At 70.4% G+C, this 13,087-nt stretch carries 10 protein-coding genes and 2 tRNA genes; 7 read left to right on the top strand and 5 right to left on the bottom strand.

Features of this window, described 5'->3' with window-relative positions; genetic code table 11:
* Positions 1 to 29 precede the first annotated feature (29 nt).
* The 4 genes from ACIREO_RS28455 to ACIREO_RS28440 all read left to right on the top strand — a co-directional run bounded on the left by ACIREO_RS28455 (position 30) and on the right by ACIREO_RS28440 (position 3,391).
* Positions 30 to 824, top strand: coding sequence for an HAD-IIA family hydrolase (locus ACIREO_RS28455; RefSeq protein WP_404115264.1), 795 nt, complete (start codon positions 30 to 32; stop codon positions 822 to 824).
* A gap of 66 nt (positions 825 to 890) precedes the next feature.
* Complete coding sequence (locus ACIREO_RS28450; protein WP_404115262.1) at positions 891 to 1,439, top strand: hypothetical protein; 549 nt, start codon at positions 891 to 893, stop codon at positions 1,437 to 1,439.
* A 1-nt stretch (position 1,440) separates the two neighbouring features.
* Complete coding sequence (locus tag ACIREO_RS28445; RefSeq protein ID WP_404115260.1) at positions 1,441 to 2,115, top strand: class F sortase; 675 nt, start codon at positions 1,441 to 1,443, stop codon at positions 2,113 to 2,115.
* A 265-nt stretch (positions 2,116 to 2,380) separates the two neighbouring features.
* Positions 2,381 to 3,391: a glycoside hydrolase family 6 protein gene (locus ACIREO_RS28440; protein ID WP_404115258.1), complete on the top strand. Its 1,011-nt coding sequence runs from the start codon at positions 2,381 to 2,383 to the stop codon at positions 3,389 to 3,391.
* Positions 3,392 to 3,425: 34 nt separating this feature from the next.
* Here ACIREO_RS28440 and ACIREO_RS28435 read toward each other — a convergent pair whose 3' ends face one another.
* The 3 genes from ACIREO_RS28435 to ACIREO_RS28425 form a co-directional block, all read right to left on the bottom strand.
* The gene (locus tag ACIREO_RS28435) at positions 3,426 to 5,360 is read right to left on the bottom strand and encodes a galactose oxidase-like domain-containing protein (RefSeq protein ID WP_404115256.1); all 1,935 of its coding nucleotides are present in this window, start codon (positions 5,358 to 5,360) and stop codon (positions 3,426 to 3,428) included.
* Positions 5,357 to 7,264 (bottom strand): glycosyltransferase family 2 protein, encoded by a 1,908-nt coding sequence (locus tag ACIREO_RS28430; RefSeq protein ID WP_404115254.1) that lies wholly within the window; start codon positions 7,262 to 7,264, stop codon positions 5,357 to 5,359. Before ACIREO_RS28430 ends, ACIREO_RS28435 begins: the two co-directional genes overlap by 4 nt.
* A 320-nt stretch (positions 7,265 to 7,584) precedes the next feature.
* Positions 7,585 to 7,658: transfer RNA gene (locus tag ACIREO_RS28425), tRNA-Lys, on the bottom strand.
* A 169-nt stretch (positions 7,659 to 7,827) separates the two neighbouring features.
* Between ACIREO_RS28425 and ACIREO_RS28420 the strand changes: the two genes are divergently transcribed.
* From ACIREO_RS28420 to ACIREO_RS28410, 3 genes are all read left to right on the top strand, one after another.
* Complete coding sequence (locus ACIREO_RS28420; RefSeq protein WP_404115252.1) at positions 7,828 to 9,108, top strand: peptidoglycan-binding protein; 1,281 nt, start codon at positions 7,828 to 7,830, stop codon at positions 9,106 to 9,108.
* Between the two features lie 37 nt (positions 9,109 to 9,145).
* A complete protein-coding gene (locus tag ACIREO_RS28415) occupies positions 9,146 to 11,110 on the top strand; it encodes an SPFH domain-containing protein (protein ID WP_404115619.1) in 1,965 nt (654 codons plus the stop codon).
* A gap of 167 nt (positions 11,111 to 11,277) precedes the next feature.
* Positions 11,278 to 11,868 (top strand): lytic polysaccharide monooxygenase, encoded by a 591-nt coding sequence (locus ACIREO_RS28410; RefSeq protein WP_404115250.1) that lies wholly within the window; start codon positions 11,278 to 11,280, stop codon positions 11,866 to 11,868.
* A 64-nt stretch (positions 11,869 to 11,932) separates the two neighbouring features.
* Here ACIREO_RS28410 and ACIREO_RS28405 read toward each other — a convergent pair.
* Positions 11,933 to 12,006, bottom strand: a tRNA-Lys gene (locus ACIREO_RS28405).
* Positions 12,007 to 12,201: 195 nt separating this feature from the next.
* The gene (locus tag ACIREO_RS28400; RefSeq protein ID WP_404115248.1) at positions 12,202 to 12,960 is read right to left on the bottom strand and encodes an IclR family transcriptional regulator; all 759 of its coding nucleotides are present in this window, start codon (positions 12,958 to 12,960) and stop codon (positions 12,202 to 12,204) included.
* Between the last annotated feature and the right edge of the window lie 127 nt (positions 12,961 to 13,087).

Raw genomic sequence — 13,087 nt, 5'->3', positions numbered from 1 at the left:
GCACAGCGCGTAAGGCAGGAGCCCGTCACATGGCAGAGCGCAAGGCGATCGAATCCTGGCTGACGGACATGGACGGTGTCCTCATCCACGAGGGCACGCCGATCCCCGGTGCCGACGCCTTCATCAAGCGGCTGCGGGAGTCGGGGCTGCCGTTCCTCGTCCTCACCAACAACTCCATCTACACCGCCCGTGACCTCCACGCGCGCCTCAAGCGCATGGGCCTCGACGTGCCCGTGGAGAACATCTGGACCTCCGCCCTCGCCACCGCCCAGTTCCTGGACGACCAGCGACCGCGCGGCACGGCGTACGTCATCGGCGAGGCCGGGCTCACCACCGCGCTGCACGACATCGGCTACGTCCTCACGGACCACGAGCCCGACTACGTGGTTCTGGGAGAAACCCGGACTTACAGTTTCGAAGCGCTCACCAAGGCGATCCGGCTCATCAACGGCGGCGCCCGCTTCATCTGCACCAACCCCGACGAGACCGGCCCGTCCGCCGAGGGCCCGCTGCCCGCGACCGGTTCGGTCGCCGCGCTGATCACCAAGGCCACGGGCAAGGCGCCGTACTTCGCGGGCAAGCCCAACCCGCTGATGATGCGGACCGGGCTCAACGCCATCGGCGCCCACTCCGAGACCTCCGCGATGATCGGCGACCGGATGGACACCGACGTGCTCGCCGGCCTGGAGGCGGGGATGCAGACCTTCCTGGTCCTCACCGGCCTGACCACGGAGGCCGACATGGACCGCTACCCCTTCCGGCCCTCCACGGTGGTCGAGTCGATCGCGGACCTCGTGGACCTGGTCGACCTGCCCATGCCGTAACCCGACCGGGCTACAGCGGATGCGGGACGCCGCCCCGCGCGTGAACCTTCCCTCAGGAGGTTTACGATGCGTTCACTGCACCTCACGTTCTGTGCCGCACTCGCGGCCGGGGCGATATCCCTTCCCGCTTCCGCGGCCCTGGCCGCCACAGCGGGCGACGACCGGACCGGAACGGTCTCGGTCAGCCCGTCCCGTGTCTCCCCCGGCGGGGAGGTGGAGCTCCGGACCGACGTCTGCGGCAAAGGCAAGTCGGCCCGGGGCAACTCCGAGGCGTTCGCTTCCGAAGCGCGCTTCGAGCCGTCCGACGGCAAAGGCCTCTTCGCCGAGGCCCGGATCCGCTCCGACGCCGCACCCGACGACTACGAGGTCTGGGTGACCTGCAAGGACGGCCACGGCAAGGCCACCGGCACGGTCACCGTCGTCCATCACAGCCGCCCCTCGCCCGTCGCCCCCGTACGGGCCGGCGGCGGAGGCACCGCTGTGCTCGCCGAGGAGGCCGTGGCCGACGAGGGCCCCGGTACCCGGCACGAACTGATCGGCCTCGGACTGGGCGCCGTCGCGGCCGTCGCCGTCGCGTTCCGCAGCGCGCGACGACGCCGCTCGGGGCTGCACTGACATGTCCGCCCCTGACCGTCCCGCGGGAACCGGACGCCTGCTGACCGGAGTCGTGTGGGTCGTTCTCCTGCTGGGACTGTGGCTGTGGGGCCGTGCGGCCACCGCGGGGAACTCCGCCCCGACGACCGGTGACGTCGCGGCGGTCGGCCGCCCGCTGGGCGTACCGCTGCCCCCGGCGCACGACCCGCTGGACAGCGCCGCACCGCAGCGGGTCGAGATCCCCTCCATCGGGATCGACGCGTCCCTCGTACGGCGCGGGCTGGACGACGAAGGGGCGATCGAGCCCCCGCCGTTCGAGACGCCGGGCGCCGTCGGCTGGTACGCGGATGGCACCGAGCCCGGCACGGAGGGCGCCGCGCTCTTCGTCGGCCATGTCGACACCGAGACGAAGCCCGCCGTGTTCTACGGGCTCAGCGCCGCGAGACCGGGCGAGAAGGTCCGGGTGAGCAGGTCCGACGGGAAGGTCGCCGAATTCACCATCGACGACGTCCAGGTCTTCACCCGGGAACGCTTCGACGCCAAGAAGGCGTACGGGCCACGCGAGGACGGGCGGGCCGAGCTCCGGCTGATCACCTGCGGCGGTACGTACGACCACAAGTCCCGTGCGTACACGGCCAACGTCGTCGTCTCCGCGTACCTGACCGCGGAGAAGAGCGGGGCGCGGAGCCGCGTCTGAGGGAAACCTGGCCCGGTCGGCGCCCGCTCCCTCCGGGAGCCGCCGGCCGGGCCGGTCCTCCACCACGGTGTCCGGGCCGCGGGAGTGACCCGGGCACGACATGGGAGGTCGGAGCGTTCCTACTGAGACGACACTGTAGGCGGAAGAGGCGTGGCCCTCGGAGAGATTTTGGCAGGATGTCCGGATCCGGGCGGGAGCGTCCGGGGTCCGGATCGCTGTGCCAGGATGGACGCGACCGGCAGTGCATCGGTACAAGGGGGAGTGGATGTACGGCAGTTACACCGGACTGAAGGTGGGTGGGGCGGCCGGTGCGGTCGCGGTTCTGCTGCTGGCCGGGTGTTCCTCGTCCGACGACGGGGCGAAGGGCGACTCTGCCCCGGTCCGCCAGCAGCCCAAGGGCGACGACCCGTACTGGGTCAATCCCGACGGGAACGCCGCGCGGCAGGTCGCGTCCTACACGAAGGACGGCGAGAAGGACGACGCCGAGCTGATCCGGAAGATCGCGGAGCAGCCCGTGGGGGAGTGGATCGGCCCGGACAATCCGCAGGAGGCGGCGAAGGGATTCACCGAGGCCGCCGAGAAGGCAGACCGGGAAGCCCTGTTCGTCCTGTACAACGTCCCGCACCGGGACTGCGGCCAGTTCTCGAAGGGCGGGGCGGCCGACGGTGACGCGTACCGGGCGTGGCTGGACGGCGTCGCCCAGGGCATCGGCGACCGCCGGGCCACGGTGATCCTGGAGCCGGACGCCCTGCTGCACCTGGTGGACGGGTGCACGCCGCAGGAGTTCCACGAGGAGCGGTACGACCTGCTGAAGGGCGCCGTCGAGCGCCTGAAGCAGCAGCCGGCCACCAAGGTCTACGTGGACGCGGGCAACGCGGGATGGCAGTCGCCCGACGCGCTCTTCGAGCCTCTGCAACGGGCCGGAGTCGCGGAGGCGGACGGCTTCGCGGTGAACGTGTCCAACTTCCAGACCACGGCGGCCAGCACGGAGTTCGGCAAGCAGTTGTCGGCGAAGGTCGGCGGCAAGCCGTTCGTGATCGACACCAGCCGTAACGGCAACGGCCCGTACGACGGGGGCGACCCCGCGGAGAACTGGTGCAACCCGCCGGGCCGTGCCCTCGGTGAGCCTCCGTCGACGGAGACGGGCGACGAGCTCGTGGACGCGTACGTGTGGGTCAAGCGTCCGGGCGAGTCCGACGGCGACTGCAAGGGCGGGCCGAAGGCCGGCGACTGGTGGCCGGAGTACGCACTGGGGCTGGCCCGCGCCACGAAGTAGCCGGGCCGGCCCCAGGGGTGGAGGCCCAGGTCCTTCAGGGGATCTCCACCCAGGTGCCCTCCGACGGTGTGCCGTCGGCATCGGTGACGAAGAGCATGTACCAGCCGGACGGGACCAGCGCCCGGTTCTCCGGGACGGTCACGGTGATGCTGTCGTCGGACTTCTTCAGGTCCAGGGCGATCGACCGCTGGTCCGTGTCCGTGACATGGGTGACCGCGCTGGGGCGCATCAGCTTCGCCGAGGTGATCGACGAGGCGTGCTGGGTCGTGAACAGGCCCTTGCCGCCCCGGGAGATGCGCTCGGGGCCCGCGGTCAGCTCCGGACGCCCGTCGCGGTACAGATACGGCGGCGTGTAGATCTCGATGCGCTGCTCGAAGGTGCCGGGTCTCGTGTTCGCGTCGTCCGAGTACAGCGAGTCCGAGCCGAAGATCATGACCCGGCCGTCGGGGAGGAGCACGGACCCCGAGTGGTAGTTGCGGCCCACCGCCGGGTCCGCGACCCGGGTGTAGGTGTCCGACTTCGCGTCGTACAGCCGGGCTTGCAGGACGTTCGAACCACCGCGTCCCCGGTAGTCGTCGGAGCCGCCTGTGACCAGCAGCGAGTCGTCCGGGAGGAGGGAGGCGCTCGGGTAGCGGGTGCCTTCGGAGAGGGCGGCGCCGTCCGTGAAGCGGGGGGCGTCCTTCGTCAGGTCGACCAGCCGTGACTTCTCGCTGGACTTGTCGGACTCACCGACCCCGCCCCCGCCGATCACCATGAACTTCTCGTCCTGGGCGGGAGGCAGCCGCACGGTCGCCGAGGTCTCCATCTTGTCCGGGTCGCTGAGACCGGGGATCTTCTCGAACCTGTTGGAGTCCAGGTCCCAGATGCCCGGGTCGCGGCCCACGTCGGCGGGCCCGTAGCCCGCGTTGGAGCCGGAGTAGAAGAGCTTGCCGTTGTTCATGAGGAAGACGGCGGGATAGGTGGGGAACTTCCGGACGATGCCGGTGTACTCCCACTTCTTGGTCTCCGGGTCGTAGATCTCGTCCTTGCCCGGCACGATCTGCCCGATCTCGTCCAGCCCGGAGAGGGAGAGGACCTTGCCGTCCTCCAGGGTGGTGAGCGTCGGATACCAGCGGGCCTCGTTCATCGGGTCGACGCTGATGTACTTCTCGGCCACCGGGTCGAACTCGTAGGCTTCCTTGATGCCCTGGAAGTCCTTCTTGTCGAGGGCCAGCTTCTGTGCGATCCCGTAGACGTTGCGGGCGTCGGAGCCCGAGAGCCCCGAGATCCGGTAGTTGTCCTCGGTGCCCGTCTCGTACTTCGCCCCGGACTTCTGCGCCTCGACGTAGATCCGGCCAAGGCCCGGATCGTTGCGCAGGAACTCGCCGGTCTCCTTGTCGAAGACCTTGGTCGCCTTCTCCACCAGCACCGGATCCTTGGTGACGAACGACTTGCCGTGGCCCTTGCCGGTGAAGCGGGTGCCGGCCGGCAGGGTGATGGGCTCGTCCGGGTTCTCGTTGTGGACGATCATCAGGCCGCCGGCCTTGGTGACATCGCCCTCGAGCTTCTCGTACTGCTTGGTGCCGCCGGCTATGAGGAGCTTCCCGTCGGGCAGCTGGGTGTGCCCGGCGCAGAACATGTCCTTCGGCGTGGGGATGTTCTTGAAGGTGTTCTCCTCCGGGTCCCACAGCACCGAACGGAAGCTCTTCGCGTCGAAGTTCTCCTGGTTGTTGCCGGAGCCCGCGACGAGCAGCACCTTGCCGGTGTGCAGCAGCGCGGCGTGGATCGTGTTGATCCGGAATTCGGAGGGGACGTCCAGGAAGTCCCAGTGGCCGTTCTCCGCCTTGTAGTCCTGCTGGTTGATCGCGTACGTGTGGTAGCGCTCGGTGCCGAAACGGTACAGCCACGGCCCGTTCGTCCCCGCGAGCGCCAGAACCACCGCCGTACCGATCGCCAGGCGGCGGGTACGGCGGCTCGGACGGTACTTCATTGGTTACGTCCCCCAAGGGCGATCTGCATGGTGTCCTCGTTGCCCGCCCAGGTGGGTTCGGGCTGCGGCGCGGGCTCGGTTGCCGGCGCGGGCGGTCCGCCGCGGCGCTTCTTCCGTTCGGCGCGGACCGTGTACCGCCAGCCGAAGATCGGCGCGGCGGTGATCAGCAGTGCCAGGCAGGCCCAGGTGAGCATCGCCGGGTGGCTGTGCCCGAAGACGAAGGAAGCGGCGATGGAGCCGCCGAAGACCAGGATGAAGAAGAGGTGGATGCGGAAGGTGCCGAAGAGGGTGTCCGGGCTGGACGAGTCGCCCTTGGGCGTCACCACGAACGAGCTCTTGCGGCGCAGGACCGCGTCCATCAGGGAGCGTGCGTAGATCGGCGCGGAGAGCGCGGACATCACCATGCCGGCGAGTCCGCCGGAGCCCTCGGGCTCGTGCGGCGAGACGTTGTGGCGGCGGTTCCAGACGTAGAGGCCGATCTGGAGCGCCGAGGCGTTGCCGTACAGCATCATCCAGATGACGGGGTCGATCTGGACGCCGGAGGCGCCCATGCCGAGGAACAGGGCGCAGCTCAGGGCCGCGAGGATCCAGTTCATGGCCGACATCGGATAGAAGATGATCATCATCGTGTAGTTGAAGAGCTTGCCCGCCGGGAGGGAGAACCAGCCCTTCCAGTACTGCTTGAGGATCGTCTCGTACGTGCCCCGGGACCAGCGCAGCTGCTGGGTGAAGAAGTCGGTCCAGGCGCTCGGTCCCTCGCCGACGGCGAGGACGTCGGGGGTGTAGACCGAGCGCCACTTCTTTCCGGTGAGCGGGTTGCGGTGGCGGTGGATCTCGAAGCCGGTGGCCATGTCCTCGGTGATCGAGTCGTAGAGGCCGCCGATCTGCTTGAGGGTTGAGATGCGCACGGCGTTGCTCGTGCCGACGAACATCGGGGAGCCGTAGCGGTTGCCCGCGCGCTGGATCAGTGCGTGGAAGAGGAACTGCTGGGACTCGGCGGCCTTCGTGACGAACGAGTCGTAGTTGCCGTAGACCTGAGGGCCGATGACGAAGCCGATGTCCGGGTCGCGGAAGTAACCGAGCATCCGCTCCAGGTAGTTGGGGAGCGGGACGTGGTCGGTGTCGACCGAGGCGAAGTAGTCGTAGGCGTCGCCGTGCGCGTCGAGCCAGGCGTTGTAGTTGCCGTGCTTCGTCTTCGCCCGGTGGGGGCCCTTGGCCTGGTTCCAGCGGGCGACGCCCTTGCGGGAGAAGTGGTGCACGCCGAGCCGGAGGCAGACCTCCTTCACGGCGGGGTCGTCGCCCTCGTCGAGCAGCCAGACGTGCATCTGTCCCCGGTGCCGGATCCGGACGGCGGCCTCCAGCGTCTTCGTCACCATCTCCAGGGGCTCCTTGCCCGGGACGAAGGAGGTGAGGAAGGCGACCTTGGTGCCGCTCTCCGGTATGACGGGCACCGGGTCGCGGGCGACCAGCGTGGCGTGCGCGTTGGAGAGGACGTTCATCGTGCGGAAGAGCTCGATGAGGCCGATCGACACCAGCATCACGATGTCGAGGACGAGCAGCGTGTCGTTCTGGAGGTTCGGGTCGCGTTCCGTCCAGTGCTCGGGCTGTATGAGCCAGGCGAAGAGGCCCAGCGAGACGAGCGGCGCGGCGCCCAGCAGCAGGGCCGCGCGTATCCGGTGGGTCTCCTGTGAGAGCAGCGAGCGGTAGCGCACCGTATACGGACGGTCGGGGTCGGGCTGGGTCAGCGGCCCGGCGAGCCGGCTGTAGTGCTCGTAGTCGTAGCGAGGCAGCGCCTTCTTGGCCTGGCGTCCCGGTCTCCCGGCGCGCGGCTGCGGAGGCAGCCGCAGCTGGACCGTGTGGGAAGGGTCGTGCTGCTGCCGGTCGCCTGACGGCGTCGACGTCATGGTCATCCCCCCGCACGCAGCAACTCTGCGTGCATTCTCTCCGTGCGTACGACGGCGGAGCCCCCACCCCGCGCGAAAGCCGAACCCTGTTCCCCCGGCCGGGAGATCCATGGATCCCTCGGACGACACCAGGTCAGGTTGTCCGATACGCGCCGTGAACGCAAGGGCGAAACAGGCTGTTTACCCGTCATACGTGCGATTTGAGGGAATACCGTGAAGGAGGCGCGCGGGGGTGGCCGAAGGCGCCTCGGGGGCGCTTCCGGGCCGAGGAGACACGAACGAGGCCCCTTCACGCTCGGTGAAGGGGCCTCGCTGTTGCGTGCGCCGTCAGGGACTCGAACCCCGGACCCGCTGATTAAGAGTCAGCTGCTCTAACCAACTGAGCTAACGGCGCCTGCTGACCTGGAGAACTTTACCCGATCTGCGGGAGTGCTCCTGACCAATTCCTCTCCGGTACGGCCTGTCGGATGGTCGTTTTGTCTCTTTAATCCGTCACCATGAGATATGCCGGGAAAGTTGAGATGCGGAAGATCTGGACGACTGCCGAGGGGAAGAGGAGTCGCATGACTGTGCCGGTCTTCGAGGAGTACGAACCCGCCGCCGACTGCGGTTGTACGGGCTGCGCGCAACGTCGTCGTACGACCGCCGCGCTGCCCGTGCGCCACGGCGGGCATCCGGCCGCGCACGGTGCGCGGCGGGCGCTGGTGCTGGTCACCGCCGCGGGGGTGGTCCTGTCCTGCGGCGCGGGCCAGGCCGCCGCCACAGCCGCCGGGCGGGACACCGGCGGCGGCACGGTGGCCGATCCCCAGCCGGTCACCCCGCAGGGCACGGTTGGCCCCCTGGACAGCGGCGGATCCTCCGGGCCGCCCTCCGTACCTGACACGGCGTCACGTACGACGACCCGGACCGACATCATCAACCGTGCCAAGAAATGGGTGACGGCGAAGGTCCCGTACAACATGGCGGCGTACTGGTCGGACGGCTACCGGCAGGACTGCTCCGGCTTCGTGTCGATGGCCTGGAACCTCGGCAGCAACGAGTGGACCGGCAGCCTCGCCACCTTCGGGACGAAGATCGCCCGGGCCGACCTGGAGCCCGGCGACATCCTCCTCTTCCACAACCTGGCCGACCCCGCGGTGGGGTCGCACGTCACGGTCTTCGGCGGCTGGACCGACCACACGCACAGTCACTACCTCGCGTACGAGCAGACCCGCCCCAACGCGCGGGCGGCGACGACGCCGATGGCGTACTGGAGCAACTCCTCGAAGTACGTGGCCTACCGCTACAAGGGCATCGTCAGCGGAGCGAGCGGCAGCGGCTCGGCCACCGCGTTCCCCGGTGCCGGGAAGTTCGGCCCCGGTGCCGACAACGCGCACGTCACCCGGCTCGGGCAACTGCTCGTCGCGCGGGGCGGCAAGCGCTTCTACAAGGAGGGCGCGGGGCCGCGCTGGAGCGACGCGGACAAGCGTGCGACGCGGGCGTTCCAGCTGGCGCAGGGGTGGAAGGGCAAGGACGCCGACGGCGTCCCCGGCCCCGGCACCTGGAGCCTGCTGGTCAAGGGCGCCGGGCGCGCGATCCCCGCCGCCGGTTCCGGCGGCACCGGGACCTCGGCCTACCCGGGGAAGAGCTCCTTCGGGCCGGGGCAGTCCGGCAGCCACATCCAGCGGCTCGGCGACCGGCTGGTGAAGAAGGGATACGGCACGCACTACGTGACGGGCCCAGGTCCGCGCTGGACGGAGGCGGACCGCCGCAACGTCCGGGCGTTCCAGCGCGCCCAGGGCTGGAGCGGGACCGCGGCCGACGGATACCCGGGGCCGGAGACATGGCGACGGCTCTTCGCGTGACGAGTGAAGCGACGGAACGGACATGACGGAGGCGGGAATGCGCTCGACGGAGAACGTACGGGGCGAGTGGGACGAGCTGGGCGAGCGGGACGCGCGGGTGATCGTACCCGGTCCCGGTGCGGGTGACACGGCTCCTGCGGTGGAGGCGCCCCCTGTGGCGGGCGCGCCGGCGGAGGTGGACGTGCCCGCTGTGGTGGACGTGCCACCGGCGGTGGAGGACGACATCCCGGCGGATCTGGGCCCGGCCCTGGACGCCGTGGCCGGGGTGGGCCGGGCCACTCCGGTGGACGGCGGGCGTGGCCCGGACCTGGATCTGGGGCCCGGCCTGGGTGCGGTGCCGGAGCCTGCGCCCGGGCCGGGGCTGACGGACCTGGACCTGGGCATGGATCCGGAGCCGGTGCGTGGCCCGGACCTGGAGAAGCCGGAGCTGGAGGTGGCGCCCGGCCCGGCGGACCTGGACCCGGACCCGGACCCGGGCCTGGACCCGGACCCGGACCCGGGCACGGAGCCTCTGTCCGAGCCTGGGCCGGCGTCCGAGCCTGAGCCCGGCCCGAGGGGCCTGGGCCTGGGCCTGGAGCCCGAGCCGCTGGGTGGCCCGGAGCTGATGGATCCGGTGCCGGTGCCGGAGTCGGAGCGTGAGCCCGGTCCGTGGCCGGTTTCCGGAGCGGGAGCCGGTGCGGACTCGGAGACGGGGCCGGTCCCGGTGGGCCAGGGGCCCGCCCCGGCCGACCAGGGGCCCGCCCCGGCCGGGCCGGGGGACCGGCCGGGTGGTGACGGGCCGGGAGACGGGCCGCCGGATCTCCGGAAGCCCGAGCCCGGTGGTGCCCGGCCGGACGGCGACGAGGAGCGCGCCCCGGTGACGCTCACCGTCGGCACCGCGGACCCGGTCGCCTGGTGGGGGGCGGACCGGCGGAAGCCCGTCATCGCCACCGAGGCCACGGCGCCCATCCCCGTACACCTGCTCTTCCGGGACGACGACGGCCAGGACAGCAGGTCCCCTGGAGCGGGGGCCGGCACCGCGCGGCGGCCCGACGAGCGCCGTCCGCCCCTGCCGCGGTCCCGCCGGACGCAGGGGCCCACCCGGCCCGCACCCCACGCCGACCCCCGGCTCGCCGAGCGGCCCGGCCCCGTACTGCCCGGCTGGGCCGCCCTGTTCACCGCGGCGACGGGTGCCGTCGCCGGACTCACCGTGCTGTGGTGGCACGGCGCGCTGCCCACCGCCGTGACCGGCCGGCTCGGACTCGGGGCCCGACCGTACGACGGCATCGGCACCGGTGCCTGGGCGTTGCTCGCCCTGGTGGTGGCGGTGGCGCTGTTCGCGCTCTGCGGTCTCGGACGGGGCCGGTCCGGACACGCCTCGGTGCTGACGCTCTTCGGCGACTACCGGGGCAGCGCCCGGCGCACCGGCCTCCTCTGGATCTCCCCGCTCCTGCGGCGCCGCCGGATCGACGTACGCCTGCGGCACTGGCGCAGCGAGCCGCTGGCCGCGGCGGACGCGAGCGGCACGGCGCTGCGGGCCGTGGTCCTCGTCGTCTGGCGGGTGAGGGACACCGCTCGCGCGACGTTCGGTGTCGCGGACCACGAGCGCTACCTCCGCGACCAGGTGGAGTCCGCGCTGGCCCGGGTCCTCTCGCAGCTGCCCGCCGACGCCTTCCATGAGCCCACCCGCACCCTGCGCGACGCGGAGGCCGTGGGCGACGCGCTGACCCGCATGGTGAAGGCGGACTGCGTGCCCGTGGGCATCGAGGTCTACTCCGCGCAGCCGACCGGGATCGAGTACGCCCCCGAGGTCGCTGCCGCGATGCACCGGTGCCGGGTGGCGGCCATCGACGCGATCCACCGCGACGAGGTGCTGACCTCGGTGGTCGACGCGGTGGACGACACGGTCGGCCGGCTGACCGCGCGCGGCATCGTCGAGCTCGACGACTACGAGCACAAGGCGCTGGTCAGGGATCTGACGGTGGCCTTCTACACCGGCCGCAGCAGCGGGGAAGGCGCCTGACCGTCTCCGCTCGCAAAGGAACGTGCGCTGAAACCCGGCCCACATTGGTCTGGACATGTTCATGCCGTGTCAATAATCTGGACTTGGTCTAGACCGCACGAACGATGCGCGCAGCACGGCTCGGATCATCCCCAGAACATCCCCACGTTCTCGAGGAGCGACACAGCATGCGGAAAAGAGCAAGTGCGGCCGTCATCGGCCTGGCGATAGCGGGCGTCTCGATGTTCGCGACCAGCAGTGCCAGCAGTCACGGCTACACGGATTCCCCCATCAGCCGGCAGAAGCTCTGCGCCGAAGGCACCGTGACCGGCTGCGGCAACATCCAGTGGGAACCGCAGAGCGTCGAGGGCCCGAAGGGCTTCCCGGCGGCAGGACCGGCGGACGGCAAGATCTGCTCCGGCGGGAACGGCGGTTTCGCTCAGCTCGACGACCCGCGCGGCGGCAACTGGCCCGCCACCCAGGTCACCGCGGGGCAGGGCTACAGCTTCCGCTGGCAGTTCACCGCCCGGCACTCCACGAGCGACTTCCGCTACTACATCACCAAGAACGGCTGGGACTCCACCAAGCCGCTGACCAGGGCGGCTCTGGAGTCGCAGCCCTTCATGACGGTGCCGTACGGCAACCAGCAGCCGCCGGCGACCCTGACCCACCAGGGCACGATGCCCACCCAGAAGTCCGGGAAGCACGTCATCCTGGCCGTCTGGAACGTCGCCGACACCGGCAACGCGTTCTACGCGTGCTCCGACGTGAAGTTCTGATTCAGCTCGGCGCAACGCACGGTGGGCGGTCTCCTCGCAAGGAGGCCGCCCACCGTGGTGTCTGTGCGCCGTCAGGGACTCGAACCCCGGACCCGCTGATTAAGAGTCAGCTGCTCTAACCAACTGAGCTAACGGCGCCTGGTGACTCGAAAATAATACCCGGTCCTCAGGGGTGCTGACGACACGCGTCAGCCGCACCCCGGGAAGACCCGCCGGATCGTGCGGACCCGCCCCTGACCTGCGGGTCCGCACCCGTACACATATACCGAGTGAGGGCTCCGCCTCGCCATCCGTGCGTGGTGTATCCCACACGCGGCGCCCATGGGGCGTGGCTCACAGGGCCAGCGACAGGAGGACGGGTGCCGCGCGGCGGTTCAGCGTGGCGGCGGCGGCCCGCAACCGGTGGGCGTGCTCGATCGGGAGGGACAGCGCCAGGCATCCGGCCGACGAGCCCGCCGTCAGCGGGACGGCCGCGCACACCGTGCCCACGGCGTACTCCTGGAGGTCGAGCATCGGCACCGTCGCCGGCTGGCTGTCCAGCTTCGAGAAGAGCACCTTCTCGTTGGTGATCGTCCGGGACGTCAGCCGTGCGATCCGGTGCCGGGCCAGATGGTCACGCCGGCCGTTCTGGTCGAGCTGCGTCAGCAGGCACTTCCCGATCGCGCTGGCGTGCGCCGCCGAGCGGAAGTCCACCCACTCGTTGACGGCGGGCGTACGGGGCCCGTCGGCCATCTGCGTGACGCGGATCTCCCCGTCGACGTAGCGGCTGACGTAGACGGCCGCACCGACCGAGTCCCGGAGCTGCACCAGCGTCTGCTGGAGCTTCGCCTCCAGGGCCCGCCTGCGGGCGGATCCGGAGCCGAGCTCGATGAGCGAGGAACCGATGATGTACGCGCCGTCGGCGACCTGCTCGACGTAACCCTCGCGGCGCAGTGTCAGCAGGAGGGGTGCGAGATGCCCCGTCGGCAGCCCCGTCTCCTGGGATATCCGCGCCTCGGTCACCCCGCCGCCGTGGGTGGACACGGACTCGAGGACCCGCAGGGCGTACTGCACCGAATGGAACGGCGCCTTCGGCTCGGGCTTCAACGCCACGGTTCCCCCCTCAGGGCATCTGTCAGGTTGTGACCGCAAGCTCACGACCCACGATAGTCGCCAACAGGCCACTGGGGAGGGGCTGTCGGGGAGTTGGTGGTGCGCCCCGGCTCCGTCAGCTGGGGCG

The organism is Streptomyces sp. NPDC102441, from assembly GCF_044765585.1.
GTDB lineage: Bacteria > Actinomycetota > Actinomycetes > Streptomycetales > Streptomycetaceae > Streptomyces.
This window is presented reverse-complemented; position numbering and strand designations above follow the sequence as displayed.

Excerpts from the sequence above, each read along its gene's own strand:
- ACIREO_RS28455 (WP_404115264.1), top strand. The coding sequence starts at position 30 with ATGGCAGAGCGCAAGGCGATCGAATCCTGGCTGACGGACATGGACGGT.
- ACIREO_RS28450 (WP_404115262.1), top strand. The coding sequence starts at position 891 with ATGCGTTCACTGCACCTCACGTTCTGTGCCGCACTCGCGGCCGGGGCG.
- ACIREO_RS28445 (WP_404115260.1), top strand. The coding sequence starts at position 1,441 with ATGTCCGCCCCTGACCGTCCCGCGGGAACCGGACGCCTGCTGACCGGA.
- ACIREO_RS28440 (WP_404115258.1), top strand. The coding sequence starts at position 2,381 with ATGTACGGCAGTTACACCGGACTGAAGGTGGGTGGGGCGGCCGGTGCG.
- ACIREO_RS28435 (WP_404115256.1), bottom strand. The coding sequence starts at position 5,360 with ATGAAGTACCGTCCGAGCCGCCGTACCCGCCGCCTGGCGATCGGTACG.
- ACIREO_RS28430 (WP_404115254.1), bottom strand. The coding sequence starts at position 7,264 with ATGACGTCGACGCCGTCAGGCGACCGGCAGCAGCACGACCCTTCCCAC.
- ACIREO_RS28420 (WP_404115252.1), top strand. The coding sequence starts at position 7,828 with ATGACTGTGCCGGTCTTCGAGGAGTACGAACCCGCCGCCGACTGCGGT.
- ACIREO_RS28415 (WP_404115619.1), top strand. The coding sequence starts at position 9,146 with ATGCGCTCGACGGAGAACGTACGGGGCGAGTGGGACGAGCTGGGCGAG.
- ACIREO_RS28410 (WP_404115250.1), top strand. The coding sequence starts at position 11,278 with ATGCGGAAAAGAGCAAGTGCGGCCGTCATCGGCCTGGCGATAGCGGGC.